This window comes from uncultured Cohaesibacter sp., from assembly GCF_963556055.3.
Taxonomy (GTDB): Bacteria; Pseudomonadota; Alphaproteobacteria; order Rhizobiales; family Cohaesibacteraceae; genus Cohaesibacter.
On sequence record NZ_CAUVYE020000008.1, the window covers coordinates 448,091 to 473,260 of the forward strand.

Here is a 25,170-nt window from a genome sequence, read left to right on the forward strand (position 1 = left end):
GCGACGCGCCGACCGTATAAACCAAAAATGTTCAATGCGCCGCTGACTACCAGCGACGCTCGAAGCGGCGACGCAAAAGCACCGCAGAAATATTCATCACGGCAAGGAATGCCAGAAGGATCATGATCGCGGCCGAGGTCCGTTCCACAAAGGCACGTTCCGCAGCGTTTGCCCACATGTAGATCTGAACCGGCAGCGCGGTCGCAGGATCAAGCGGGGTAACCGGATAGTCCTTCACGAAGGCCACCATGCCGATCATCAGCAGCGGAGCCGTTTCACCAAGTGCCTGGGCCAGACCGATGATGGTACCGGTGAGGATGCCCGGAGCGGCCAGTGGCAACACATGGTGGAAAATGGCCTGGGTCTTGGAGGCTCCGATCCCGAGGGCGGCTTCGCGAATGGAAGGAGGCACAGCCTTGAGGGCAGAGCGGGTTGCGATGATGATCGTTGGCAGGGTCATCAGCGTCAGAACAAGCCCCCCCACAACCGAGGCGGAACGGGGCAGACCAGCAAAGTTGATGAAGACCGCAAGGCCCAAGAGACCGAACACGATGGAGGGAACGGCTGCCAGATTGTTGATATTCACCTCAATGAGGTCAGTCCAGCGGTTCTGGGGAGCGAATTCCTCCAGATAGATCGAGGCGGCAACACCAATTGGCAAGGCAAGAACCAACACGATCAGCATCATGAAGAGTGACCCGACAGCAGCCGCGCCGATACCGGCGGTTTCCGCGCGGGAAGATGCCCCATAGGTGAACAGGCCCCAGTTGAATTTCTTGGCCATGACGCCTTGTTCCATCAGGCTGTCGATCCATCCGATCTGCTGGTCGGTAATCTGGCGGCGAGACTCAGGCACGTCGCGCGGGATCTGTCCCTTGACGAAGCTGTCGGTGTCACCGTCGGCAACAATCCAGATATTGATCGTCTGGCCGACCAGATCAGGATTTTCAAGAACCATGTCGCGCAGTTCGATCGAGGCCCCGCGAGAAATGAGTTTCTTGGCTTCCTTCATGTCCTGGCGTTTGGTCTTGTCCTTGGGGTTGATGCCAAGGGCCTTGTAGAATGCCGGCTCGATGATCTTGTTATAGCGGATTGCCATCTGCAACTGTTCGCGAGCTCTGTTGCCCGAGGGATCCAGGATTTGCTCGCTCAGCTCCAGTTCAAGATTAATCTTGGTCTGCTGGAAGGCAGTATAACCCTTGGAAATGATCGACCAGAACAGAAGGATCAGGAAAAGCACGCCAAGGCCGATTGCGATGACGCCATAGGACTGGAAGCGACGTTCAGAACCATAACGGGATCTCAATCCCAGATCACGGTGGTGGTTCGACGCAACAACATTGCCCGAATTTTGAGTTACATCAGTCATCAGTCATACTGCTCCCGATATTTCCGCACGATGTGCAGAGCGAAAATGTTCAGCCCCAGCGTAATGACGAACAGGGTGATACCGAGCGCAAAGGCCACAAGGGTTTGTGGCGAGTTGAACTCAAGGTCACCTGTGAGCTGGTTGACGATCTTGACGGTCACGGTCGTCATGGCTTCAAATGGATTGCCTGTGAGATTGGCGGCAGCCCCGGCCCCCAGAACCACGATCATCGTTTCACCGATGGCGCGAGAGGCGGCAAGAAGGATCGAGCCGACGATGCCGGGCAGAGCGGCAGGCAGGATAACTCTCTTGATTGTTTCCGAGCGGGTTGCTCCAAGGCCAAGAGAGCCATCGCGCAAGGCTTGCGGTACAGCGGTAATGATATCGTCAGACAGCGAGGAAATGAACGGGATCAGCATGATGCCCATGACAAAACCGGCGGTCAGGACCGAACGAGCCGAAATATCAAGGCCGATCAGCGCACCGCCGTCCCTCAGGAACGGGCCAACCGTTACCATCGCGAAGAAACCGTAGACGATGGTCGGAATACCGGCGAGAATTTCAAGCAGCGGCTTGGCGAGGGCCCTCACGGTATTTGTCGCATATTCAGCCATATAGATGGCCGCGAACAGACCAATCGGCACCGCAACGACAAGAGCCACGATTGAAATATAAAGAGTACCCCACAGCAGAGGCAGCAAGCCGAATGTGCCGTCGCCACCACCTTCGCGACCAGCGGAGGTAAAACGCGGATCCCACTGTGTGCCGAAGAAGAAGTCGAGCGGATTGACATGCTGGAAGAAATGCAAGGCTTCGAACAGCATCGAAAGCACGATGCCGATCGTGGTCAGAATGGCAATCGAGGATGCCGCGATCAGCGCGACCTTGATATTGCCTTCGACCAGATTTCTGGCACGCAATTTCGGTGAAATGCGCAAATAGGAAAAGACAAGGCTGACAACGAGAAGAACGCCGACACCAATCATCAGGATCAAGTTGCCGGTTGCCTTGGTGCTATTGAGTTTATAGGCGGCATCAACAACGGATTTCGGCACGTCCTCGGCAAGAGGCACGCCCACGGTCTTGAGAGTGGGGCGAACTGCCACGAGACCGGTATGGAGCTTCTTGTTCGTTTCCGCGTCCAGCAGCGTAAGGCCTGTGGCGACATTCCCGACCACGCTCTGCATCAGACCTCGGCGTGTTTCAAGAGCTTCATACTCTTCCTTATCGGCGCAGATCTGAGGCTGTTCTGCATCGGTATCATCAGCAATCCGGGACATTTCCGTGGCGCAGGCTTCGGTGTAACCGGTGCGCAGTTCCTTGTCGATGACCGAATGATTATAAAAAGGCTGCGCGATGAGCACAGCGATCATAAAGAAAATTGCCGGAAGTGCGGTCCAGATCAAAACATAGGAACCGTAATATCCAGGACGCGAGTGAAGTGCAGCTACATTTCCGTTGACGCTCGAAATAGCACGTGTCCGCCCCAAAAAGGCACCGACCAGTGCAACGATGATGATAGCTGCTAGAAGCCATAACGGGCTCATAGCGATCTGCCCCTTAAGCGATTTCAATATCGCATTAGAAATTAAAGGATTTTCTTGGCGTATTTGTCGCGGCTTTCTTCTGGGATGAGAAAGTCAGAACCAACGGAGAAAATCGACTTGATCCACCCCGCCGTCAAAAGCCATTCCGCCAGAAGAAGACAGGGCCTTGTTCATTTAAAAGCCAGCCAGAGACAAACAAACGCACCTGACGAATTTTTAAAAAAAAGGCCATGCGCGGAGTAAAGCCGCGCATGGCCGGGGAAGTCTAAACCTTAGAGGGTTTTGCCTTCAGCAATAGCAGCTTTGATTGCTTCACGTTCTGCTTCTGGAGCAGCAACCAGACCGTATTCAACGGTTGGGGAACCTTCACCGGTCATATCGTCGGACATGAAGAAGTCAACATATTCTTTCAGGCCAGGGATAACACCGAGGTGAGATTTTTTGACGTAGAAATACAGCGGACGGGAAACAGGGTAGGAACCGTCAGCGATAACAGCAGCGTTAGGAGCGATACCGGACATGGTCGCAACTTTCAGCTTGTCGGTGTTGTTTTCATAGAAAGCAAGACCAAAGACGCCGAAGCCGGTTTTGTTGGAGTCGATGCGAGCGAGGGTTTCGGTGTAGTCGCCGTCGATGTCAACAGATTTGCCGTCTTTGCGAACTTTGAAGCATTCTTTTTCAGCTGCTTTTTTGTCCAGACCAGAAGCGATATACAGGTCGTAGGCACCAGCAGCTTTACAGCCAGCTTCCAGAACTTTGGTTTCGAAAACTTCACGAGTACCGTGTTTTTCGCCTGGGATGTAAGCAGCGATTTCCCACTCTGGGAAAGAAGCGTCAACGTCGGACCATTTGGTGTTGGAGTTGTCTACCAGTGCACCGTCTTTGACGATTTTCGGAGCCAGAGCGTTGAACCAGTTGATTGGTTCGAAAGCGAAGTCTGGGCCGTTTACGTCAGAAGCGAACACGATGCCATCGTAACCGATTTTGACTTCCATGATCTCTTTCACGCCGTTTTCAGCGCAAGTTGCGATCTCTTTGTCTTTGATCTTACGAGAAGCGTTGGCAACGTCGATGGTTTCTTCACCGTTGCCTTTGCAGAATTCTTTCAGACCAGCAGAAGAACCGCCAGATTCAACAACTGGGGTTTTGAAATCTGGGTAGTTTTCGCCGAAAGCTTCAGCAACGATGGTTGCATAAGGAAGAACGGTGGAAGAACCAGCAACCTGAACCTGGTCACGAGCCTGTGCTGCGGTACCAGCGAGAACGGCGGTTGCAGCAATGGCAGCTGCACTAGCAAAAGATGCGAATTTCACTTGACCTCTCCATAAGTCAGTATTTTTCGAGCAAACGAGCCAGATAATTGGTTTCGAAGGTTCGCTCATGAATATGCCGACCGTTCCTGACACCCTTCACCAATATGTGCGAGCGCCTTGATCAGAAGGCCGGGACATGCGCGAACCTATCCCTCGGATGTGATGGGTATATGACATATGTGTTTCAGTTTTGTGACATTGCAAGCAACTGAAATTGCAGGGTAAAATTTTCAGCTTTCAAAAAGGTGTCACAAATCTGCATTTGTGCTTACAGGAAGCCGGACCTGGAAGGTTGCTCCGTCGCCCGGTTTGCTCTCGATGAGCAGCTTGCCGCGATGCCGGGTGAGAATATGTTTCACAATGGCAAGCCCGAGGCCGGTGCCCTTTTGCTCCCGCGAGGACGCCACGTCGACGCGATAGAAGCGCTCGGTGAGGCGGGGCAGATGTTCCTGAGGGATTCCCGGTCCGTAGTCCTTGACGGAAATCGCAAAATAGCGCAGCCCGTCCGCCGGATCGATGACCTGTTCACTGGACAAGTCGACTGCCTTGCCGTCCTGCCCATATTTGAGGGCATTTTCAATCAGGTTTTCAAAAACCTGAACCAACTCGTCCCGCTCGCCGGAGACCCAGAATTCCTGGTCGGAAATCGTGTTACGAATCTCCACCCCAAGGTCTGATGCCAGTGGAGAAAGGCTGTCGACCACATGGCGAAGGATTTTGCTGAGGTCAACTTCCGAATCGGGCAGGACATGGGCCCGCATTTCGATTCGCGACAAAGACAACAGATCGGACACCAGCCGCGACATGCGTTCGGCCTGATAAAGCATGATGCCCAGAAACCGTTCTGTTGCCTCGGCGTCATTCTTGGCAGGGCCTTGCAGCGTCTCGATAAAGCCGATGACCGAGGCAAGCGGCGTGCGCAGTTCATGGCTCGCATTGGCAACAAAGTCAGCGCGCATGCGCGCGATATTCTTCTGTTCGGTCTGGTCGTGCAGCAACAGAAGGATGAAGTCGGGCCGTGCCGCATCATTGGTCAGATGAATGGGGGTAACCCAGGCCTCGTAAAACCGCTCGCTGTGACTCTTGAGCGAATAATCCACCTTCTCGATCGGACCGCCGTCCAGCACATTGTCCAGCGCTGCGAGCATGTCGGGCTGGCGGATCCGAAAGGACAGCGGATCCCCTTCCTTGACGCTGCCAAAGATCGTTGAACCGGCCTGGTTGGTGAAGCGGACAATACCGCGGCGATCCAGAATGAAGCAGGGGTCGGGCAGGGCTGACGCCATCTTGCGCATGTGAATGTCTGGCACGATGGTCTTGCGCCGGGCTTCTGCCCGAGCCTTGAGGCGGGTCACCTTGCGTCGACGTGGAAACAGCATCGTTGTAAGGATGATTGCGATCAGGATCAGAATCACGCGCCAAAGTGCCATCTCCGTATTATGGAGCCAGATCAGTCCCAATAGGGTAATGAGCAACGTCCAGCGTGCGAAATACAATCGGGTGACCGGCCCGGCGGCGATCAGCCGATCCATCTCGCTGCTTTTCAGTTGGCTGAGTCTGCCATTTTCAAATGCCATCTTTCGTTCCACTTAATCTGATCTGGCGGGGGAAAAGAGCCTTGGCTGGGTGAATCCTTACACATTTACAGGTGCGGTGCCACTATCAATCATTTGGCGACAAAGATGTATATAAGAACATTGTTCCATTTCGATGTCTGAAGAACAAGTACCGGTGTTTCTTTGGCACACATGGAAAATTGGGCGCACATAGAGAAAGAGCTAGGCCACAAGGCGGTGACAGAAGCATGACAAAAGCGGGAAATTGCCATTCTGCCGACCACAGGGGGGGCAACTTTTTGATGTGGATGAAACAGGCCCCGTTTCACCTGTCTGCCTGCGCAGCCTTGAAGGGAGCGATCCTGTCGCTCGGAGCTTGGATCGCCGCAACCGATCACTTTGCCTGTTTGCGGCCGCCCAGATGCCGGTGGTAGAGTGGGAGGCAGAGCGGGTGGTATGGCGTTCCACACTTTGCGATGAGCCCAACTCAGTTGAGAGTGACCACCTGATCCGGGATATCGAGCGAGAAAGTTGGAATCGTGACCGTGAAGGGTGTCCCGTCATCAAAGACCATTTCATAATGCCCCGACATGAATCCCGAATGGCTTTCAAGCGGGCAGCCCGAGCTATAGCTATAGCATTCGCCAGCCTCGATGAGCGGCTGTTCCCCAACAACGCCTCTGCCATGAACTTCTTGAACACGCCCTTGTGCATCAACAATGCGCCAATAGCGAGATTGCAACTGGATGTCCGACTGACCCATATTGAGTATTTCGACGTGATAGGCCCAGACATGCTGTCCTCTGTCTGGAGTTGACTGATCCGGCTTGTATTCCGGTTCCACCTTGACCTGTATTGATCCAGTGATCGCTGTGTATTTCCGCACTTGGTCCTCTTGATCCCTCAGGGTGCCGACTGACGTCAAATGTCAGATAAGAACTGAGCAATCCCGCTTCGAGCGGGGTATCAAACAAATCTCGCAAGAATTTGACGTGATTTGCCATATTAACACCCATATACATATATAGAAAAGTCGCGGGCTTGAGAAGATAACAACTTATAAGAGTATTTTACAATTACCTAAACTTGTTAGCTTTCCTGACTGATAACTCACCTTGAAACTCCTGATGCTTTAAAATGAAGCGTCAGCATCTGGCCAGAGACCATCCATGTTTGATGCCAAATTGAAACAACATATCGACCCCGTGCTGGACAGAGCTGGCAAAGCCCTTGCCGGAGTTGGCGTCACGGCCAATCAGATCACTGTTGCGGGGTTGTTGTTGGGGTGTCTGGCAGCTGGCCTTATCGTGGCAAAGGCCTATCTGGCGGGCTTGCTGTTTCTGCTCATCTCGCGCCTGATGGACGGGCTTGATGGCGCCGTTGCCCGCGCCCGGCAGAAGACCGATCTTGGTGGCTATCTGGACATCGTCTTCGACTTCATTTTCTACGGATTGATCCCGCTCGGTTTCGCACTGGCGGATCGGAGTGTGAATGCCTTGCCCGCGGCCGTTCTTCTCATGGCCTTCTATGCAAATGGAGCCAGCTTCCTAAGCTTTGCCATCATGGCCGAGAAGCGTCAGATCTCGACCACGAGTCACGGGTCAAAGTCGCTCTACTTTACCGGAGGTTTGGCAGAAGCAGGCGAAACCTTTGCCTTTTTCGCCGCTTTCTGCCTGTTACCGGGTCATTTTCCCGTGCTTGCCTATCTGTTCGCAGCGATTACGTCTGTGACGACAATTTCCCGTATTCTGCTCGCGATCAAGCTTTTCGGGACTGTCCAGACCGGGTCGGACGATTGCGCAGAATGATCCCGCATCCCGAATGGGAATGCACACCGGTTTCAACTTCAGGGCAGAATCAGATGGCCGTCTTCCCCGATGGGGAAGGCACCATAGGCCACTTCCCACAAATAGGCATCAGGATCGCAAAAATAGCCGCTGTAACCACCCCAGAAAGTGTCTGACGCGTCTTTTCGTATGGTCGCTCCGGCCTTGCGCGCCATATCCAGCACTTGATCCACTTCGCTTTTTTCCCGGCAATTATGGGCCAAGGTGATGCCGCAACCACCCGGTTGAGGCTGATAGCTGCCATCGGGGATTTCTTCGGCCAGCTTGTCGATTGGATAAAGAGCAAGAACCGTTCCCCAGCTTTTAAAGAAGGCAACGCCTTGTCCCGGCTCGTAGCTTGTCGGCCAGCCGAGACCGTCGCGATAAAACCGCACGGACCGCTCAAGTTCGCGAACTCCCAGGGTGATCAGTGAAATACGTGGATCCATTTGGTGCCTCCATGACAAGCAACATGATTCGCTTTGAGTTTAGCAGAACTGGTGCGAGAAAATAGGGCGGCACTTTATCCGCGGGTAAAGTGAGAGAGTAGAAATTATTTTTACAATCAGCTCGTTCATTTGGTGAGGGTGGTAATAAATTGTCTATTTGACATGGAATGATGGGAAGATTTTCTTCTAATGGAAAAAACTTTGAGATGCGGTTTCTTTCAAAATCCAGGCAGAGACAGCACACTTGTGGCCAATGTCGGACATTCGGGGTCGCAGCAGATTTCGATTGAACCGCAAGGATAAAACAAAGTGCAAGCCTCAAAGAATGAAAAAGGATTCCGGGCTTGCGGATCATGGAGCCATTTATGAAACGACTTCTATCCCTTGCCACCGCAGCCTTCGGGTTGTTTGCCATTCCGGCCTTTGCCTCCAGCTTTGGCCCGCTTGTAACACCACAAGAGCTTTCCGCTCAATCTGCCGCAATTTCTCCCCTGATCATCGATATTCGCGGTCAGTCCAAAGAGGGTGCGAGCCTGTTCGAACAGGGTCACATAGCAGGGTCCGTCAACGCTCCCTATGCCCTGTTTCGCGGCCCAAAGGAAAATCCCGGTGAACTGGTGACCGAAGAGCAGCTTGAAAAAGTGCTCGGAGATATCGGGGCCGACAAGGATCGCGCCACCGTGGTTGTCTATCAGGGTGCCAACATCTCTGATTTCGGCTCGGCTGCCCGCGTCTACTGGACGCTCAAGTCTGCCGGTTTCAAAGACCTCTCGCTGCTCAATGGCGGCATCAATAACTGGACCGAAGCGGGGCTCGCCCTTGAAACCGGAGCGGTAACACCTGCAAAGACGACGATCGACGTCAGTTTTTCCAGCGATTGGCTCGCTACCACGGACGAGATCCTGAACATCGTTGATGGAAAGCAAAAGGCCCGTCTGGTCGATGCGCGTCCCGAAGAATTCTGGAAAGGTGAGAAAAAACACCCCGCAGCAGCCCGCCCCGGCACCTTGCCGCAATCGGAATATTTCGTTCATTCCAGCTGGTTTGACAACAAACCCGTTATTGCCGATGCGAGCAAAGTGAAGGCGTTGGCCAACAAGGCAGGCTTTACCGGTGGAGAAGAACTGGTCAGCTTCTGCAACACCGGCCATTGGGCGGCAACCAACTGGTTTGCCTTGTCCGAGCTTGCCGAACTTGACAATGTCAAACTCTATCCTGAATCTCTGGTCGGCTATTCAAACAAGGGATACAAACTTGAGAATACGCCGGGCCTCGTCAAGAACCTGATAAATCAGGTAACCGGGGGCTGAGTCTTTGGCTGATAGTGTGACTGCAATCGAGACCCCTGCAAAGGGGTCTCGGCTTTTGGGCGTTGCCTTCTTCAGCGGGCTCTCCCTGATTTCCATTCTGGCTCTGATGGCTGCTGCCGGTGTGCGCTATGGATTGATCCTTGCCATCGGCATCGGGTTTGGCCTCACCCTTGAAGGTCTGCGTTTCGGCTTTGCCGGACCGTGGCGGGCAATGATCCTGCGCCGCGAGCCTGCCGGTCTCATTGCCCAGCTCGGGGCTATCGCTCTGGTCGCTCTTTTTGCGTTCCCGTGGCTGGCTGGCGACCATCCCGAACTGATCGGTGCCCATGCCTCGATTGGCTGGGCCATGGTTGGCGGGGCCTTTGTCTTTGGCGCAGCCATGCAATTGGTGCTTGGTTGCGGATCGGGCACATTGGTCAATGCGGGCAGCGGCAATCCGGTGAGCGTTGTGGCCTTGCCTTTCTTCATCATCGGGGCATTCGCCGGATCCTATCATCTGTTGTGGTGGACGGGACTGGGTGCCCTGCCACTCATTGTGTTCGAAGGCAATTCGGGGCTTGTCATCACGCTCGCCGCGCTTGGTGCCATCGCCGCCTTTGTCTGGTGGCTTGCGCCGCCATCTGCTCGACGGATTCCGCGGCGGCTCGTGATTGCAGCTCTGCTGCTGGCTACCCTTGCCCTTGCCAATCTTGTGGTCTCCGGTCAGCCTTGGGGTGTTGTCTATGGTCTGGGTCTGTGGGGCGCCAAGCTGGCAACGGCCCTTGGGGCCGATCTCACCCAGTCCGCCTATTGGGCAAACGCGGTTCATCAGGAGCGCTTGCAGCAAAGCCTTTTGACAGATGTTACCTCGCTCAGCGATCTTGGCATCATATTGGGGGCCTTCCTCGTTGCATTGTGGCGCTCGGATCTCAAGTCCGGCTTGCCCAGATTGCCCGCAAAGGCATGGGTCACAACCATTCTTGCCGGGTTCCTCTTGGGGTATGCCTCCCGCCTGGCGCTTGGCTGTAATGTCGGGGCATTCTTCTCAGGCATCTCGACCGGCAGTCTGCATGGCTGGGCATGGTTCATCGCTGCCTTTGCCGGGTCTTTCCTTGGCATTCGCCTGCGAAAACCACTCGGACTGGAGGGCTGAAATGACACGTCTCAATCAACGGGCTGTGCCCGCCTTTGCAACCTTGCTTGTGCTGTTCGCGCTTGTGATCTTCGATCTTGGGAACTGCACCGCTCTCAACCCATATGCTGCGCCCGCAGCCCTTGCCTTTGGCTCGGGAGAAGCCTCGAACGCGGCCTTTTGTGCGCTGGTGCCGCCGGCCAAGTGACGGGGGTGCTGCGACAGGATTACACCGATGGCCGGGCGGAGACTTGTCTGCCCGGATCCTGGGATTGACTTTGGAAGGAGAGGGCCAGTGCGGCCGGGTTAGTCAGGCTTGTGCCCCTTGGAGTAGCGAGCAATCTGCTCCTCAGTGAGGCGAACCGTGCGTTTGGTCTCCTGCGAGACCGGACACCAGATCGTTCGCGCATTGATGAGAATGCGATTGTCACTCACCCGGATGATTTCCGTGAAGCGTTCGCATTTGTGATGCTCATAATAGCCCACCCATGTGCGGGCGATGAGTTTTTCTCCTTCAAAGGCCGGACGCTTATAGTCGATTTCATGGCGCGTGATCAGCCAGAACATCGTCGCGTGATCATCCTCATGGGCAACGGCGTCCCAATGGCTGGTGGCCGCTTCCTGCACCCAGCGCAGATAGACGGTATTGTTGACATGGCCGATCATGTCGATATCAGAAGGCTGCACTTGGATCGGCATTTCAAAGGGAATGGTGGGATCTTTTTCCGGAGGGAGGACTGGGGACATTTCAATCTGCCTTTTGGACATACTGGTCCCAGTCTAAACGAGGATTGACCACAGCTTCAAGACAAAGGCAGGACTTTGAGGAAAGCCCTGCCAATAATCTGTTCATGTTCATGCTGAGTTGCAAATCAGAGCTGAGCAAGTGCCTGCTCGAAATCCTCCCAGAGATCCTCGACATCCTCAAGCCCGACCGACAGGCGCAGCGTTCCCTGTCCGATCCCGGCAGCAGCGAGCTGATCATCATCAAGACGCTGGTGCGTGGTGGTTGCCGGATGGGTGATCAGGCTCTTGGCATCGCCCAGATTGTTGGAAATCTTGATCACCTTGAGGGCATTTTCAAGCTCGAAAGCCTTGCCCTTGCCGCCCGCGACATTGAGCGCCACCATGGTCGAGCCACCACGCATCTGGCGTTTGCAAATCTCCGCCTGCGGATGGTCATCCCGACCGGGATAAAAAATCTGATCGATGGCTTTGTGGGTTGCAAGCCGGTCTGCCAAAATGGCCGCGCTTGCGGTCTGCTCCTTGACGCGCAAGGGGAAGGTCTCAAGACCCTTGAGCATCAGCCAGGCATTGAAAGGCGAGAGCGACGGGCCTGTGTGGCGATAGATATTCTGGAATTCTTCGAGGATGAACTGTTCCGAGGACAGGACCACGCCGCCCAGACATCGCCCCTGACCATCGATATGCTTGGTCGCCGAATAGATGACCACATCGGCCCCGAGCGCCAGGGGGCTCTGCCAGAGGGCCGTGGCAAAGACATTGTCGACCACGAGTTTGGCGCCCGCTTCATGGGCGATATCGGCAACGGCGGCAATGTCGATCACGGAAAGAACGGGATTGGTCGGGCTTTCAAGGAAGCAGGCGCGTGTGTTGGGTCGCATCGCCGCTTTCCATGCCTCAAGATCGGTGCCATCCACCAATGTGCATTCCACACCGAAGCGGGGCAGCAATTCCGAGACGATATAGAGGCAGGAACCGAACAGCGCACTTGCCGCCACCACATGATCCCCTGCCTTGACGCAGGACAGAAGCGCCGCATTGACAGCCGCCATGCCAGACGCCGTGCCGCGCGCAGCTTCCGCTCCTTCGAGCAGCGCCATCCGGTCTTCGAACATCGAAACGGTCGGGTTGGCATAGCGAGAATAGACATAGCCCGGCTCTTCGCCCTTGAAGCGGGCTTCCTGACTTTCGGCATTGTCATAGACATAGCCTTGCGTCAAAAACAGAGCCTCGGATGTCTCCCCCCACTGCGAGCGTGTCACGCCCCCATGCACCATTTCTGTGGCCGGGCGGTAACGGGTTTCATTTTTCTTGTTGTCTGACATGGCCTGATCCTGTTCATCTGGGACCTGCTCTCATCGTCAAGCGAACAGGTCGTATGTTCAAGATGCCGGGGTCTGAAAAAACAAAACCCGGCAACGCATTGATACGGCCGGGTGACATGCTTTTCATCCCGACCTTTTAGCAACTTTCTTTTACGTGGCGGCAAGCCGGCCGGCTCAAATGACCACGAACTGCGACATTTTGTACCCGCAATGGGCTGGGCTGTCAATCACCATAAAAAGGCCCTGCGAAAACCGAGGGCCTCTCAAGTCCGGAAACGAAGACGGTTGGGGCATAAGGCGGGAGAGACATGGGGCGATACCAGTCTCGATGTCAACCGGGATACCAGCCCCGATGTCAATCCCGATGCCAGTCTTGCCTTGCAATCAATCCGGTGCGATTGGTGCGCCATTTCGCACTAGTTTGTGCAATTGGCATGATAGAGCTTGATCGAGTCGGCTGCGGCAAAATCCATCGAGGACAGGCTGATGATGTCCAGACTCTTGGGCAGGAACCATTCTTTCCGGTGCTTGGCAGGGTTGTTCATCATCACATAGGAGTTGAGATCGGCCAACCCGGCCCGCTTGACGGCCAAAGCTTCGGCCGACTGTCTTTCCTGCGCCCACATTGCTCCGGTATAGCCGTCATTATACTTGCTGAATTTGGAAAAAAGCGATTGTGCGCGATCAAAGCGTTCCTGAATGCTTTCCTTGAACTGAAACCGGATGGAGCCTTCAGGGCCGAATCCCCTGCGCGAATTCTTGAACAGGCGGATCGAGCTGACATCTTTCAGGTCGATCTGGTATTCGCTGTAGTTCGAGGCGGGATCTGCGGTGCAATTGCCGACGCAATTCAATCGGTATGTGATTTTGCAATTCCCCACCTCCAACTGATCGTTGAACATGTTGAACCCGGACATGTTGCTTTCCAGAAAGATCTCGATCCTACCCTCGGTTTTGCTCAATTCTTCCGCTGAAAGATGCGTGTAATATGTTGTTTGAGCGTAAGACGACGCTCGTGTTGTATAAGCAAAAGCGAGCCCGGAGACCAGAAAAGCAGTCATGGCTATAAAAGTCGTTGGCCTTTTCATTTTCTCAACTTGGCTGGTTGAGGCAGAGCTTGCCTCGTTTTTTGAATTTGTATGGACAATTTGGCAGGAGCTTAGTCAAATTCCATATTCTCCGAGTTAAAATGACCTTTAAAATTCGAGCTATCGGTCAAAAAAGGCGCGGATTTGCAATTGAAAAATCCCTAGAATTATACGGAAATGGATGGAAATAAATTAACAGCGTAAACATGTAGTATTGCCAAGGGGGCGTAGAGAATTCTCGGGAGTTGATGCGCAAAAATTACAGGTATTGGAAAGAGACAGGTCCTGTGCACAACTTGCCAGAGCCCGCTTTACTGTAGCGTTGATTGCCTCGGCAAATAAAAAAGCAACCGCACATCGGTACGGTTGCTCTCTGTTGACTGTATCACAGTATCCCGTCTCTGTCTGATCCCTCAGAACCTCTCAGAGGGCAGCGGTCAGATCGCGCGAGGTGTAGTTGCAGAGCGGTGTTTTGCGCGGTGTCTCATTTCCGGTCCTGTGTGGCTTCCGAAAAGATGCGACAGGATTGTGCGGAATTGTTTAGAGCGCTCGGAACGACCCCGTGCTAGAGCGGAAGCAATTTCGTTATCAGACAAATATCTCATGATCTGTTCCTTTCATGCTCGAATAGGAGGTAGATATGTTCCTGTATTAGACCTCATTTTAGCATATGTGTTCTTGATGATGAAGGAAATTGCGTACAAATGGCGCTCCCTATAAACTGAAAAACCAGTTTTGTTCTTTAGGTCAGTTAGGCTGACCTTTTGGAAAATGTTTGAACCGCATTTGAGAAAAAATCGGATCATATGTCCTAATTTTGAAATGATATGTTGTGGATAATTCCGGTATCTTGGATATGGCAAAGGATGTGATCCGGTTTCGGGGCAGAAATCTGTCAAGCCATGCATCCATGCGCATAGTCGCGCAATCGCCATTGCCCCCGGCCACTTTTCCCTGCTAGAAAAGCGTTAATCCGCCAATTCAATGTCAAAGGTCCGCACATGACGAGCATTTCTTTTTCCGGCACAGGCATTCTGAACGACGCTGATATTGCCCGGCTGGTCGAGGGGGAGGCTGTCAGCCATGAAAAGGCTCTGGATCCGGATCAGATCCAGCCTGCCAGCCTTGACTTGCGCCTCGGTTCCGTTGCCTATCGCGTGCGTGCCTCTTTCCTGCCCGGCCCCAAATGCTCGGTCAAGGACAAGCTCGACCAGTTGCAACTGCATCAGGTGGATCTGAGCCATGGCGCGGTGCTGGAAACGGGCTGTGTCTATATTGTGCCATTGATGGAAAGCCTGTCTTTACCGTCTGCCATCTCTGCGGCAGCCAATCCGAAAAGCTCCACCGGGCGTCTTGATATCTTCACCCGCCTGATCACCGATCACTCACGCCAGTTCGACAAGATTCCTTCAGGCTACACCGGACCGCTCTATCTTGAGGTGAGCCCGCGCACTTTCCCGATCTTTGCCCGCGCAGGCAGTCGGCTCACCCAGATCCGCTTCCGGCAGGGCAAGGCTGCGCTCAGTGATGAGGAGCATCTGGCTCTGCATCGTCAAGAGACGCTGGTGGCATCAGAGGATCCCTTTATCGACAATGGCATTGCCGTTTCCATCGATCTGGCAGGCGAGGGCATTATCGGCTATCGCGCCAAGCGCCACACGGCGGTGATTGATGTTGACGAACGAAATGCCCTCAATATGCTTGATTTCTGGGAACCTATCGAGGGCAGGGGCAAGGGCGAGATCATACTTGATCCGGACAAATTCTATATTCTGGTCTCCCGCGAGGCGGTGCATGTGCCTCCCCTCTATGCTGCCGAGATGATCCCCTTTGATCCTCTCGTTGGAGAATTTCGGGTCCATTATGCAGGCTTCTTCGATCCCGGTTTTGGTGCTGGAGAATCGGGGGGGACCGGAAGCCGGGCCGTTCTGGAAGTCAGAAGCCATGAAGTGCCCTTCATCGTCGAGCATGGCCAGATCATCGGTCGCCTTGCCTATGAGCGGATGCGCGAACGCCCCTCTCATCTCTACGGTCAGGGCATCGGCTCGAACTATCAGGCTCAGGGGCTCAAGCTTTCGAAACATTTTCGTGTGGCCCGATAAAGATGCTGCAAACCGTCGAGAGAGAATTCACCGCCGAGCTTGAAGAGAAAAAGTCCCGTTTTCTTGCCTTCCTCGTTCCCATCGCTGCCTTTGAAGAGCGGCTGGCGGAGCTGCGCCTGGAGCATCGCAAAGCCAATCATCATGTCACCGCCTTCCGCATGATCCATGACGATGATCACATCGAGGAAGGGGCCAAGGATGACGGGGAGCCAGCCGGCACCTCCGGCATGCCCATGCTCAAGGTTCTGATCGGCCGTGAAATGATCAATTGCGGCGTGATCGTTGTCCGCTATTTTGGCGGCACCAAACTGGGGGCGGGCGGTCTGGCGCGGGCCTATTCGGGCGTTGCCTCCATGGCAATCGATGCCGCAAGCCTTACCCTCTGGCAAAGGATACTGCAAAAGAAAGTGACGGGGCGCTTCGATCAGATGAACGACATCGAGCGCCAGATCGGTGCGTTGAAACTCACGGTTCTGGATCGCACCTTCCATGAAAGCGGCGTCGATATTCTGCTTGAAGGGCCTGAAGCCACACTCGAGGCCATCGAAGCATTTATGACAGACCTCAATCTCTATTAACCAAAATTGTGATTTTTCCAGTTATTCGCGGCATGAAGTGGGGGAATTGGCCAGCTCTGATTACATATTCACGATTGCTTATCTTCTCTGTGAAAGGATGCGTGGCAATAAATAGACAAATTCTGGGTTGTGACTGACCACCATGCTTGAACTTAATGTTACATCGAATTTTGATTACGATTCAAAAGATTATAAGGACCTATTTGCCCAATCGGATGCGACGGCCTTTCAACATCCCAACTGGCAGGTCGCAATGCAACGCCACATTGAGAAATTTCCGGAGATCGAAGAGCGGACCTTGGTTATGCGGTGCAAGCAAACGGGTGCCTTGGTTGGTCTGTTGCCTTTGATTGCCCGCAAGAAGCTGGCTGTCACCATCCTTGAATATGCCAATATGGGACTGGTCGACTATGCAATGCCGATCCTTCATCGCGACATTGACAACTGGATCGATGATCCCGCAGCAATCAGCCGCCAACTGTTGAAAAAGCTTGGGCGTTACGACATCTTGCGCATCAAGCATATGCCAACGGACAATCCCGCTATACTGAAACTGTTCCCCAACGCCCATATGCAGGTTTCGGATTTCTCAGCTCATGCTGTTGATCTTGGGACTGATTATGATGCATGGCGCGCTGCCAACGTCTCCAAGAACGAACGCAAGCATCGCGATCGTAAGCGGCGCACCCTGGAAAGGGATGGAGGCTGGGAGATGAAAGTTCTCTCCGAGCCCGATGAGGTGGCGATTGCCATGGACCATCTTCGGGCCTTTCATAAGGACCGCTACAAGGATCGCCCTGGTGAAGATTTGATTCAGGATCCGCAGATTTTTGAGTTTTATCGCCAGTTGGCCGTTGAAGATGCCGGAAAACAATATGTCTGCCTGTGCCAGTTTACCTTAAACGACCAGATCGTCGCGGTTGAATATGGCCTCAAACATGATGGCCGGTATCTGATGCTGATGATGGGATTTGATCTCGAACGCGCCGGGCGTTATTCCCCGGGCCTGCTGATGACGGAAGACATCATCGCAAACTGCATTAAATTTGATATCGGGGTCTTTGACTTCACTGTCGGTGACGAGGCCTACAAACTGAAATTCGGCACGCGTCCCATTCCGATCTATACCTTGTGGCACACCCATTCCCTGCTGGGAAGTGTTGGCCTGAGTGTCGCGGAAGCGGTCAGGCGCACGCCGATGAAAGGCCGTCTGCGTCGCTGGGTGTCCTGACAAAGGGCGGGTCGTGGGGGCATTTTGTTCAGCGCCCCAAGCTTGTGCCTCCAATCCGGCGTCCCCAATCCGGCGTCCCCGATGACAAGGCCGAAATCTGAGCAGGCGAGCAGCTCGCCTGTTCTCTATGGCCTTTCACATATTCCTTGATACCGGTTATGTCCTGATGCTGGCGGCCTTTATGCGCAATCATCCCGGACGGCCATTCCGATCCGGGGTCAGTCTGCCTGTTCGGGAAACCGTGTGACCGGGTCCCCCTCTTGCCAGACTGGCCATCTGCGGAAAATGTGCGTGAAAAGCTGCGATGTCTCATGACAAACGAGCCATTTGCGCAAGCTCACCGGTGCATTGCTGTCAAACCAGTCCCGATCCGTGTTGGCAAATTGCCGAACAAAGGGAAATAGCGCGATATCGGCGATCGAAATCCGCTTCCCGAACAGTTGCTCCGACAGTTCGAGCCGCGCTTCCAGCGACGCAAGGGCCACCATGGCCATGGACCGATGAACAACCTCGTCGGCATTCTCGTAACGGGAAGAATATTTATAGCGGTCAAGATGGTGCTTGAAGGATCCGTCAAGCTCGGCGATGAGGGCCAATGCCTCCTCCAGCGTGCCCTGCTCGGGAACAAGCCAGCCGTGCGGGTCATTCTGGGAAAGGGCCCAGAGCATGATATCAAGACTTTCTTCCAGAACCGTCCCATCCGGCTTGACCAGAACAGGAACAGTTCCCTTTGGCGAGACCTCCAGCATATGGGCAGGTTTGTTGCGAAGTACGATTTCCCTGAGTTCCACAACGACGCCCGACGCAAACAGTCCCATCCTGGCCCGCATCGCATAGGGGCATCGGCGAAAGGAATAAAGAAGCGGCAGTGGCCTTGTTTCTGTCATGCTGGCTGAGATCCTCGACTATTGAACAAGGGGCCCATCATCTCCACAAATTGGGCGGGAACATGACCGCCACTTCCGCTTGCATATGCGGGCGACGCCAAGGGGCGGCGGATTGTTACGGTTTCTGCCGAGCCACCAGAAGAGCTTTCAGGTCGGAAATCTCGCTACGCAAGGCCTTCACCTCGCTCATGACGCTTTCGGTTTCTTCATGCAATTGCGCCCGGTCTGCCTCTGCCGTGGCTTCGTGCTCGGACTGCATGGCCGAGACGATGATACCGATAAAAAGGTTCAGCACGGTAAAGGATGTCATCAGAATGAAGGGCACGAAAAACAGCCAGGCATGGGGATGGGTCTCCATTACGGGGCGTACAATGCCCATCGACCAGCTTTCCAGCGTCATGACCTGAAACAGCGTATAGGATGACTTGCCGATCGAGCCGAACCATTCGGGAAATTCGGCGCTGTAAAGCTTGGTCGCCATCACCGCAAAGACAAAATAGAGGAGCCCGAGCAACAATGTGATCGACCCGAGCCCCGGCAGGGCTTCAAGCAACGCCCCGACAACCCGCTTGAGGGAGGGGACAAAGCTGATCAGGCGCAACACGCGCAACACCCGCAAGGACCGCAGGACCGACAGGGCTCCGGTTGTCGGCATCAAGGCAATCGCGACAACGGTGAAATCGAAGATCGACCAGGGATCCTTGAAAAAGCGCAGGCGATGGATCGCCAGCCGAAGGCCGATCTCGATCACGAAGATGATCAGGATGGCGCGATCAAAGACATGAAAAAGCGTGCCGAACCGCTCTTCGGCGGCTGGCCAGGTTTCAAGCGCCAGCGTGATCGCGTTCAAGATGATCAGCCCGGTAATCCCGAATTCGAACGCTTTGGAATTAAGGATGGTCTTGATCCGGTCAAACATGAATTGGGTCCCTCTTCTCTCTGGCACGGCGCAAAACAACCGCCAATAAATGGGGCTGCAAAGAGGATTTTCAAGTTCGAAATAAGTAGATTTCCGCATTAATACCACAGTCTCGCCGAGCGCCCGACGCGTGCGATGGGTTTGTCCACTTTTTCTCACCTTGGTGAGACCAGAGCGGCTCGATAGCAAAATCAGGGCACCAAGATGCCGAGCGGAAAAGCTGTTCGGATTGTCAAAAAACTGACAAAAACACGAAAGCCGGACTTGAGGTCGGCGGGGATTGTGATAGAAATGTGCAATTGCCGGACGCGGGTGTAGCTCAATGGTAGAGCAGAAGCTTCCCAAGCTTACGACGAGGGTTCGATTCCCTTCACCCGCTCCATTTCCTTGCGGAACCCTGTCGAACACTGCCGAACCCTGAGAGACAGAGCGTTCTTTCTCTGGCATTTGCAAATTCGACCGGCGCCTCCTTCTGCCGTTCACTTCCGTCTGTGCAGCATCCAGTGAGCCACCTGAGCCGAGGCTGTCAGCCATTGCAGGAAATTTGCTCCATTCGTGCGGAATTTGTCTGAAATCAATCAGTGAACGGGCTTTCCTTCCTATGATGGCTCAGAATTGTCAGTCACCCGGGGGCCATGATGGAACAGCTGCGGGACTTGATCGCCAACAATGAAGACTTTCTGGTCGAGCGCGTGGCGGTCTATTCAAAACAGGGAGAATATTCCGATTTCACCTCGACGCTGCGCGAAGCCTGGCGCGTTGCTGTCTGTGGTCTGTCGGACTCCCTGCTGATGGCATTAAGTCTTTCCGACAGCCCCCCGATACTGGAGGCGAAGGCAAACTTCAACACCCATCCGATTGCTGCCTTCGGTGTCAACCAGGCCAAGCTGCACCGGGCTCGCGGTGTGACGCTGACCCTGTTTCTGGGGCTCATCAAATATTATCGGCAGGCCTATCTCGACCTGATTCTCGAGCAGGATTATCCAAGGGAACAGAGGGAGCGCTACCGGCTCTTCGTCCATCGTTTCTATGACCTGATCGAACTGGGCTTCTGCTCCGAATGGACCGTGATGAGCGAAAGCGAGAAGCTCACCGAGATCCAGAAAGAGAACAGGCGGATCACCAATGAGAAAAACAAATATCTGACCATTTTTGAAAGCCTCAAGGATCCTGTCATTCTACTTGATGAAACCGGGGCCATGCAAAACATCAATTTCGCCGCCCATGCGCTCTTTGTCAGCGCCAAGGATCCCGGCGCGGTCTATTATGGCAACCGGGAATTTGCGGATCTGGAAAAGCAGGTGACAAGGCTTATTCTCGATCATCAGGGGGAGGATGTTTTCGAGACGGACCTTCAAACCTGTGACGGTATCAGGTCGTTCGATGTTCGCATCCAGCCCATGCTGGATTTCAGTGAGAAATTCCTCGGCACCGTTCTGATCCTCAACGACATCACCGAACACAAGAAGGCAAAGGAAGAGGCCGAGGCGGCCAATCAGGCCAAATCATCCTTCCTGGCGACCATGAGTCATGAAATCAGAACGCCGCTCAACGGTCTTCTGGGGCTCGCCCATCTGCTCAATGACACAAGGCTCACCGAACAGCAGGCTAACTATGTGAGCGGCATCAACAATTCCAGCGAAGTCCTGCGTTCGGTTCTGAATGATGTCCTGGACTATTCCAAGATCGAAGCCGGAGTTCTGGAACTGGATATCGTCGATTTCGAACTCGCAGCGATCGTTGAGCGGGTGAGGGATGCGGTCAATGCCAATATTCAGGAAAAGGGATTGAAATTGAAGATCGAGATCTCCGAGGATCTTGATCCAATCCTGCGCTCTGATCCGACAAAGATCTGTCAGATCCTGCTCAATCTGGTTGGCAATGCGGTCAAATTCACCGATTCCGGTTCGGTCGAGATTGCCATAAGACCGGCACCGGAGAACCCGGCCATGTTGCGGTTCGATGTGCGGGATACGGGCATCGGCCTTGTCGAGCGACCTGGAGAGGATCTGTTCGAAGCCTTCACTCAACAGCAATCAGGCACCAGCCGCCTTTATGGTGGCACCGGGCTGGGGCTTGCGATCTGCAAGAAACTGGTGTTGGCGCTTGGTGGCGAGATCGGGTATCGAAATCGCAATGCAAGCGGCAGCCTGTTCTGGTTCAGGATCCCGATGCTCAAGTCTTCCGGGCAGCTCGACTATGCCGGCCAGACATCGGAAGCTCTTGAAACGCAATATGGTTTGTCCATCCTTCTGGTCGAAGACAATGAAGTGAACCGCATGGTGGTGAAGGGGTATCTGAAAAAATTCGATCACAGGATTACTGAGGTTGAAAATGGCCTTGAGGCTCTGGACTATCTGGGGCGGGAGGCGTTTGATCTGGTCCTGCTTGATGATCGGATGCCGGTAATGGGCGGATTGGAAACCCTCAGGGCGATTCGCTCCTTCCACGATGACCGGATCGCCAAATTGCCGGTGTTGCTCAGCAGTGCCAGCGTGGTCAGCAATGACATCGAGGAATTGTTCAAGTCCGGAGCAAGCGGATTTCTCGGCAAGCCCTTCGCCGAGACCGAACTGGTCGAAGCGATCAATGATTGCGTCGGCAACAGCGAAAACAAGGGAGCGATGCCTGACGTCTCCGGCAAGATCCTTGTGGCCGAACAGTTCGAGGACCGAATTCTGAGGCAGCATCTCGACATGCTCGGGATTGACACGACCCAGACCATCATCGATGCCTATCTGAGTTCTTCAAGTGCGCTTTTCGAAAAGATGCTCGATTGCCATCGCTCGCACAATCTGGATGAACTCAAGCACGCTTCCCATTCACTCAAGGGCGCTTGCAGGAATGTTGGGCTGTCCTATATGGCGGATCTGGCCGAAGATCTCGAACAGGCGAGTGAAACGGGCAATGGCGTTCGCATTGATTTCCTGATCAACAAGATCGCCGCCAACGGAACCAGCTCCACCGATATCCTGTTGCAGAAATGGTCAGGCATGATCGCCACCCGATGATCGCTACTCGCCTTGCGGCCTCTGACTGGCGGCAAAGACATAGCCCACCCCATGCACCGTGATGATCAATTTCGGCTCTTTGGGATTGATCTCGATCTTCTTGCGTAGGCGGGCAACCAGAACATCCACGATCCGGTCGCTGTTGGGATCGCACTGACGATGATAGAGATGGTTCAGCAGATTGTCCCGCGTCAACACCCGGCCTTTTTTGGCAACAAGAGCAGTGAGCAATTCAAATTCGCCGCGCGTGAGATAGACTTGCTCGTCATCGGGATCGAACAGGCATCGCTGATCGAGATCGAGTTGCCAGCCAAGGAATGTCAGGATATGGCTGTCCGTCTGGTTGGCTCTGGCCGCCCTCACGCGACGAATGACATTTTTCGCCCGGGCCAGCAATTCCCGCGGATTGAAGGGCTTCATGACATAGTCATCAGCCTCCATTTCCAGAGCCACGATCCGGTCCACATCGTCTGACTTCCCGGTCACCATAATGATGCCGACGTCCGATTGTCTGCGGATCTCCTTCAACAGAGTGAGCCCGTCGTCGTCGGGAAGCCGGATGTCCAGCATGATCAGGTCGAACTCATTCTGGGCAAAGGCTGCTCGTGCCTTTTCACCATTTTCGGCTTCCCTGATCTGGTAGCCTTCCGCCTTCAGATAGCCCGACAGCATGGCACGACTGGTCAACTCGTCTTCAACCACCAGAATGAGCGCTTTTTCCGTCATGCTTGTTTCCTGAATAAAAAGTGACAGCTCCCAGTGTGCATTCCTCACCGCCCAATGCAACGCCATCTGGGGACCTGCTGACAAATTTTACATCCTGTTAATATAATTCTACATCCTGTTCATAGCTTTCGCGAACGCTGTTTACATCGCAGTCCTAAACTTCTCCCAAGCGTGAAAAACGTTCAATTGGGAGGATGCTTTATGAATTTCTTGCGGGGGATACGGGCCTGGTTCCTCAAGCCGAGTGTTCGCTGGGGAACCGGTGTGTTGCTCGGCGTCGGCGTAGTCGGAGGCATCATCTTCTGGGGTGCGCTTCACACGGCGATTGAAGCGACCAACAGCTTGAAATTTTGCACTTTCTGCCATGAAATGAGCACCCCATACGAGGAATACAAACAGAGCATTCACTATTCCAATGCCTCAGGCGTGCGCGCCATCTGCACCGATTGCCACGTTCCGCGCGAGTGGGGCCCCAAGATGGTCACCAAGGCAATTGCGCTCAAGGATGTCTGGTACAAGATGACCGGTAAGCTCGCAACGCCGGAGCTGTATGAAAAGCACCGGGCCGATCTTGCCAAAGTTGTCTGGGCCAAGATGGAAGCCACGGACAGCCGTGAGTGCCGTAACTGCCATTCCTTCGAGGCAATGGATTTTCACGCGCAACGGCCCGAAAGCGCCAAGCAGATGCAGATTGCCGCCGAAAACGGCGAAACCTGCATTTCCTGCCACAAGGGTATCGCTCACAAGATGCCGGACATGAGTCAGGGCTACAAACTCATGTTCGAACAATTGCAGGAAAACTCTGCCAAACAGGCTGACAAGGACGACACGCTCTTCACGTTGACCACCAAGTCTTTCTATCTGGACAAGGACGAGGCCAAAGAGGGTAGCAAGGCAGCAGGCAAGTTTCTTCCCGGAACCCGGATCGATGTTCTGGACCGTTCTGGCGATGTGCTCAAGATCAGTCTCAAGGGTTGGCAACAGGATCAGGTCGACCGCATCATCTATGCACTTCGTGGCCAGCGGATTTTCCAGGCAACGGTGGGCAAAACGAGCACCGATGCCATAAAACGCCTCAAAACCGAGACAGACCCGGATACCGAACTGGTCTGGCATCAGGTCGAGCTTGATGCATGGGTCGACAAGGCCGATCTGGTCTCGGATGAGGCTGCACTCTGGGGCTATGCGGAGGAAATGTATGTTGCCTCCTGTGCCGTTTGCCACAGCAAACCAGATGCTCACCACTATCTTGCCAACCAGTGGATCGGTGTCCTGAAGTCGATGGAGCGCTTTGTCTCGATCGACAAGGAACAATTCCGCTTCTTGCAGAAATATCTGCAATTCAACGCCAGCGACGTAAAGGATCATCATGAGTGATTCAGCCCCTCGCTCCGCTGAAATGCCTGATGCCGAAGCAATGCTGCCCGGTAAAAGGGAGCTTGTCTACAACTGGCTCGCGGATCTGTTTGCCAGAGAGTTGAGCGCCGACATGCTCAGCCACTATCAGGGCGAAGAGGGGAAGGCCTTTCTGGCGATCATGAAGGAGGAAGCAAGCCTTGAGCCGCTTGTGACCCATTTCGAGTCTTTGCTGAGCCAGGCAAACACCCTTCAGCAGTTGCATCTGGATCTGGCCGGAGACTTCTCCCGCCTGTTCCATGGTGTTGCGGGCCGTCATTCGGCCCCGCCTTATCAGTCGGCCCATATGGGTGAGGGATCGCGGCTCTATCAGGCCCCGGTCAGTGACATGAACGCACTCTTGCGGTGCCTTGAGATGTCTCTGCCGGATGATTTCCACGAGCCGTCCGATCATGTCTCGGTAGAACTCAGCGTCATGGCGCGGCTGGTTGCGCTGGGAGATGAAAAGCGCCAATCGGCATTCCTGCAAAGTCAGCTCGCTTCATGGCTGCCATCTTTTTCCCATGCCGTCATGCAGGGGGATCGCCACGGTTTCTACTCCCATGCAGCCAAGGCCCTGCTGGCCTGGCTCAAAGAGGATGCCGCGTCATTCAAGACACTTTGAAAGAATTCGGGCTTCGGCTCGCAAAGACATACTTCGCCAATGGAGGAAAGGAAGGAGT

23 protein-coding genes, 1 tRNA gene and 1 riboswitch are annotated in these 25,170 nt (G+C 54.2%); of the genes, 11 read left to right on the top strand and 13 right to left on the bottom strand.

Features of this window, described 5'->3' with window-relative positions:
- Nucleotides 1-46: 46 nt before the first annotated feature.
- The 5 genes from pstA to apaG form a co-directional block, all read right to left on the bottom strand.
- Entirely contained in the window at nt 47-1,369 is a 1,323-nt protein-coding gene (gene pstA, locus ACHZB8_RS04195) for a phosphate ABC transporter permease PstA (RefSeq protein WP_316858879.1), read from the bottom strand.
- Entirely contained in the window at nt 1,369-2,916 is a 1,548-nt protein-coding gene (gene pstC, locus ACHZB8_RS04200) for a phosphate ABC transporter permease subunit PstC (protein WP_316858880.1), read from the bottom strand. Before pstC ends, pstA begins: the two co-directional genes overlap by 1 nt.
- Nucleotides 2,917-3,188: 272 nt before the next feature.
- Complete coding sequence (locus tag ACHZB8_RS04205) at nt 3,189-4,229, bottom strand: substrate-binding domain-containing protein (RefSeq protein WP_316858881.1); 1,041 nt, start codon at nt 4,227-4,229, stop codon at nt 3,189-3,191.
- A gap of 248 nt (nt 4,230-4,477) precedes the next feature.
- The gene (locus ACHZB8_RS04210; RefSeq protein ID WP_316858882.1) at nt 4,478-5,806 is read right to left on the bottom strand and encodes an ATP-binding protein; all 1,329 of its coding nucleotides are present in this window, start codon (nt 5,804-5,806) and stop codon (nt 4,478-4,480) included.
- Nucleotides 5,807-6,272: 466 nt separating this feature from the next.
- Nucleotides 6,273-6,671, bottom strand: a complete 399-nt coding sequence (gene apaG, locus ACHZB8_RS04215) for a Co2+/Mg2+ efflux protein ApaG (RefSeq protein WP_316858883.1) — start codon at nt 6,669-6,671, stop codon at nt 6,273-6,275.
- A gap of 283 nt (nt 6,672-6,954) precedes the next feature.
- Here apaG and ACHZB8_RS04220 point away from each other — a divergent pair, with 283 nt between their 5' ends.
- Nucleotides 6,955-7,593 carry a CDP-alcohol phosphatidyltransferase family protein gene (locus ACHZB8_RS04220; RefSeq protein ID WP_316858884.1) on the top strand — a complete coding sequence of 213 codons (639 nt, stop codon included), beginning with the start codon at nt 6,955-6,957 and terminating at the stop codon, nt 7,591-7,593.
- Between the two features lie 38 nt (nt 7,594-7,631).
- Here the strand turns inward: ACHZB8_RS04220 and ACHZB8_RS04225 are convergent, their stop codons facing one another.
- On the bottom strand, nt 7,632-8,060 hold the full coding sequence (locus ACHZB8_RS04225; RefSeq protein ID WP_316858885.1) for a VOC family protein: 429 nt from the start codon (nt 8,058-8,060) through the stop codon (nt 7,632-7,634).
- A 365-nt stretch (nt 8,061-8,425) separates the two neighbouring features.
- Between ACHZB8_RS04225 and ACHZB8_RS04230 the strand changes: the two genes are divergently transcribed.
- The 3 genes from ACHZB8_RS04230 to ACHZB8_RS04240 are packed head-to-tail and all read left to right on the top strand — an operon-like array spanning nt 8,426 to nt 10,689.
- Complete coding sequence (locus ACHZB8_RS04230; protein WP_316858886.1) at nt 8,426-9,370, top strand: rhodanese-like domain-containing protein; 945 nt, start codon at nt 8,426-8,428, stop codon at nt 9,368-9,370.
- Nucleotides 9,371-9,374: 4 nt separating this feature from the next.
- Complete coding sequence (locus tag ACHZB8_RS04235; protein WP_316858887.1) at nt 9,375-10,502, top strand: YeeE/YedE family protein; 1,128 nt, start codon at nt 9,375-9,377, stop codon at nt 10,500-10,502.
- A gap of 1 nt (nt 10,503) precedes the next feature.
- A complete protein-coding gene (locus ACHZB8_RS04240; protein WP_316858888.1) occupies nt 10,504-10,689 on the top strand; it encodes a hypothetical protein in 186 nt (61 codons plus the stop codon).
- A gap of 98 nt (nt 10,690-10,787) precedes the next feature.
- Here ACHZB8_RS04240 and ACHZB8_RS04245 read toward each other — a convergent pair whose 3' ends face one another.
- From ACHZB8_RS04245 to ACHZB8_RS04255, 3 genes are all read right to left on the bottom strand, one after another.
- Nucleotides 10,788-11,228 (bottom strand): acyl-CoA thioesterase, encoded by a 441-nt coding sequence (locus ACHZB8_RS04245; RefSeq protein ID WP_324292907.1) that lies wholly within the window; start codon nt 11,226-11,228, stop codon nt 10,788-10,790.
- Nucleotides 11,229-11,353: 125 nt separating this feature from the next.
- Nucleotides 11,354-12,550 (bottom strand): O-succinylhomoserine sulfhydrylase, encoded by a 1,197-nt coding sequence (locus ACHZB8_RS04250; RefSeq protein ID WP_316858890.1) that lies wholly within the window; start codon nt 12,548-12,550, stop codon nt 11,354-11,356.
- 116 nt (nt 12,551-12,666) lie between these two features.
- A riboswitch (SAM riboswitch) is annotated at nt 12,667-12,746 on the bottom strand.
- Between the two features lie 220 nt (nt 12,747-12,966).
- Nucleotides 12,967-13,467 (bottom strand): hypothetical protein, encoded by a 501-nt coding sequence (locus tag ACHZB8_RS04255; protein WP_316858891.1) that lies wholly within the window; start codon nt 13,465-13,467, stop codon nt 12,967-12,969.
- Nucleotides 13,468-14,639: 1,172 nt separating this feature from the next.
- Between ACHZB8_RS04255 and ACHZB8_RS04260 the strand changes: the two genes are divergently transcribed.
- The 3 genes from ACHZB8_RS04260 to ACHZB8_RS04270 all read left to right on the top strand — a co-directional run bounded on the left by ACHZB8_RS04260 (nt 14,640) and on the right by ACHZB8_RS04270 (nt 17,549).
- Entirely contained in the window at nt 14,640-15,740 is a 1,101-nt protein-coding gene (locus ACHZB8_RS04260; protein ID WP_316858892.1) for a 2'-deoxycytidine 5'-triphosphate deaminase, read from the top strand.
- A 2-nt stretch (nt 15,741-15,742) separates the two neighbouring features.
- Entirely contained in the window at nt 15,743-16,318 is a 576-nt protein-coding gene (locus tag ACHZB8_RS04265) for a YigZ family protein (RefSeq protein ID WP_316858893.1), read from the top strand.
- A gap of 253 nt (nt 16,319-16,571) precedes the next feature.
- On the top strand, nt 16,572-17,549 hold the full coding sequence (locus ACHZB8_RS04270; protein WP_316858894.1) for a GNAT family N-acetyltransferase: 978 nt from the start codon (nt 16,572-16,574) through the stop codon (nt 17,547-17,549).
- A gap of 28 nt (nt 17,550-17,577) precedes the next feature.
- Here ACHZB8_RS04270 and ACHZB8_RS04275 read toward each other — a convergent pair whose 3' ends face one another.
- The 3 genes from ACHZB8_RS04275 to ACHZB8_RS04285 all read right to left on the bottom strand — a co-directional run bounded on the left by ACHZB8_RS04275 (nt 17,578) and on the right by ACHZB8_RS04285 (nt 19,355).
- Nucleotides 17,578-17,742, bottom strand: coding sequence for a hypothetical protein (locus tag ACHZB8_RS04275; protein ID WP_316858895.1), 165 nt, complete (start codon nt 17,740-17,742; stop codon nt 17,578-17,580).
- Nucleotides 17,743-17,767: 25 nt separating this feature from the next.
- Nucleotides 17,768-18,436 carry a glutathione S-transferase gene (locus ACHZB8_RS04280; protein ID WP_316858896.1) on the bottom strand — a complete coding sequence of 223 codons (669 nt, stop codon included), beginning with the start codon at nt 18,434-18,436 and terminating at the stop codon, nt 17,768-17,770.
- Nucleotides 18,437-18,551: 115 nt separating this feature from the next.
- Complete coding sequence (locus ACHZB8_RS04285; RefSeq protein WP_316858897.1) at nt 18,552-19,355, bottom strand: ion transporter; 804 nt, start codon at nt 19,353-19,355, stop codon at nt 18,552-18,554.
- Between the two features lie 308 nt (nt 19,356-19,663).
- On the opposite strand from ACHZB8_RS04285, the gene ACHZB8_RS04290 reads away from it, so the two are divergent.
- Together ACHZB8_RS04290 and ACHZB8_RS04295 are read left to right on the top strand one after the other, a co-directional pair.
- Nucleotides 19,664-19,737: transfer RNA gene (locus ACHZB8_RS04290), tRNA-Gly, on the top strand.
- A 256-nt stretch (nt 19,738-19,993) separates the two neighbouring features.
- Complete coding sequence (locus ACHZB8_RS04295; RefSeq protein WP_316858898.1) at nt 19,994-22,366, top strand: ATP-binding protein; 2,373 nt, start codon at nt 19,994-19,996, stop codon at nt 22,364-22,366.
- A 3-nt stretch (nt 22,367-22,369) separates the two neighbouring features.
- Here ACHZB8_RS04295 and ACHZB8_RS04300 read toward each other — a convergent pair whose 3' ends face one another.
- A complete protein-coding gene (locus ACHZB8_RS04300; protein WP_316858899.1) occupies nt 22,370-23,092 on the bottom strand; it encodes a response regulator in 723 nt (240 codons plus the stop codon).
- Between the two features lie 201 nt (nt 23,093-23,293).
- On the opposite strand from ACHZB8_RS04300, the gene ACHZB8_RS04305 reads away from it, so the two are divergent.
- Nucleotides 23,294-24,469, top strand: coding sequence for a NapC/NirT family cytochrome c (locus ACHZB8_RS04305; RefSeq protein ID WP_316858900.1), 1,176 nt, complete (start codon nt 23,294-23,296; stop codon nt 24,467-24,469).
- Nucleotides 24,462-25,112, top strand: coding sequence for a molecular chaperone TorD (torD, locus tag ACHZB8_RS04310; RefSeq protein WP_316858902.1), 651 nt, complete (start codon nt 24,462-24,464; stop codon nt 25,110-25,112). The genes ACHZB8_RS04305 and torD overlap by 8 nt, the downstream gene beginning before the upstream one ends.
- Nucleotides 25,113-25,170: the final 58 nt, after the last annotated feature.

Coding starts and splice junctions, on each gene's coding strand:
- pstA (WP_316858879.1), bottom strand. CDS start 1,369: ATGACTGATGTAACTCAAAATTCGGGCAATGTTGTTGCGTCGAACCAC.
- pstC (WP_316858880.1), bottom strand. CDS start 2,916: ATGAGCCCGTTATGGCTTCTAGCAGCTATCATCATCGTTGCACTGGTC.
- ACHZB8_RS04210 (WP_316858882.1), bottom strand. CDS start 5,806: ATGGCATTTGAAAATGGCAGACTCAGCCAACTGAAAAGCAGCGAGATG.
- ACHZB8_RS04220 (WP_316858884.1), top strand. CDS start 6,955: ATGTTTGATGCCAAATTGAAACAACATATCGACCCCGTGCTGGACAGA.
- ACHZB8_RS04225 (WP_316858885.1), bottom strand. CDS start 8,060: ATGGATCCACGTATTTCACTGATCACCCTGGGAGTTCGCGAACTTGAG.
- ACHZB8_RS04230 (WP_316858886.1), top strand. CDS start 8,426: ATGAAACGACTTCTATCCCTTGCCACCGCAGCCTTCGGGTTGTTTGCC.
- ACHZB8_RS04240 (WP_316858888.1), top strand. CDS start 10,504: ATGACACGTCTCAATCAACGGGCTGTGCCCGCCTTTGCAACCTTGCTT.
- ACHZB8_RS04245 (WP_324292907.1), bottom strand. CDS start 11,228: ATGTCCCCAGTCCTCCCTCCGGAAAAAGATCCCACCATTCCCTTTGAA.
- ACHZB8_RS04250 (WP_316858890.1), bottom strand. CDS start 12,550: ATGTCAGACAACAAGAAAAATGAAACCCGTTACCGCCCGGCCACAGAA.
- ACHZB8_RS04255 (WP_316858891.1), bottom strand. CDS start 13,467: ATGTCCGGGTTCAACATGTTCAACGATCAGTTGGAGGTGGGGAATTGC.
- ACHZB8_RS04260 (WP_316858892.1), top strand. CDS start 14,640: ATGACGAGCATTTCTTTTTCCGGCACAGGCATTCTGAACGACGCTGAT.
- ACHZB8_RS04265 (WP_316858893.1), top strand. CDS start 15,743: ATGCTGCAAACCGTCGAGAGAGAATTCACCGCCGAGCTTGAAGAGAAA.
- ACHZB8_RS04270 (WP_316858894.1), top strand. CDS start 16,572: ATGCAACGCCACATTGAGAAATTTCCGGAGATCGAAGAGCGGACCTTG.
- ACHZB8_RS04275 (WP_316858895.1), bottom strand. CDS start 17,742: ATGATTGCGCATAAAGGCCGCCAGCATCAGGACATAACCGGTATCAAG.
- ACHZB8_RS04280 (WP_316858896.1), bottom strand. CDS start 18,436: ATGACAGAAACAAGGCCACTGCCGCTTCTTTATTCCTTTCGCCGATGC.
- ACHZB8_RS04285 (WP_316858897.1), bottom strand. CDS start 19,355: ATGTTTGACCGGATCAAGACCATCCTTAATTCCAAAGCGTTCGAATTC.
- ACHZB8_RS04295 (WP_316858898.1), top strand. CDS start 19,994: ATGGAACAGCTGCGGGACTTGATCGCCAACAATGAAGACTTTCTGGTC.
- ACHZB8_RS04300 (WP_316858899.1), bottom strand. CDS start 23,092: ATGACGGAAAAAGCGCTCATTCTGGTGGTTGAAGACGAGTTGACCAGT.
- ACHZB8_RS04305 (WP_316858900.1), top strand. CDS start 23,294: ATGAATTTCTTGCGGGGGATACGGGCCTGGTTCCTCAAGCCGAGTGTT.
- torD (WP_316858902.1), top strand. CDS start 24,462: ATGAGTGATTCAGCCCCTCGCTCCGCTGAAATGCCTGATGCCGAAGCA.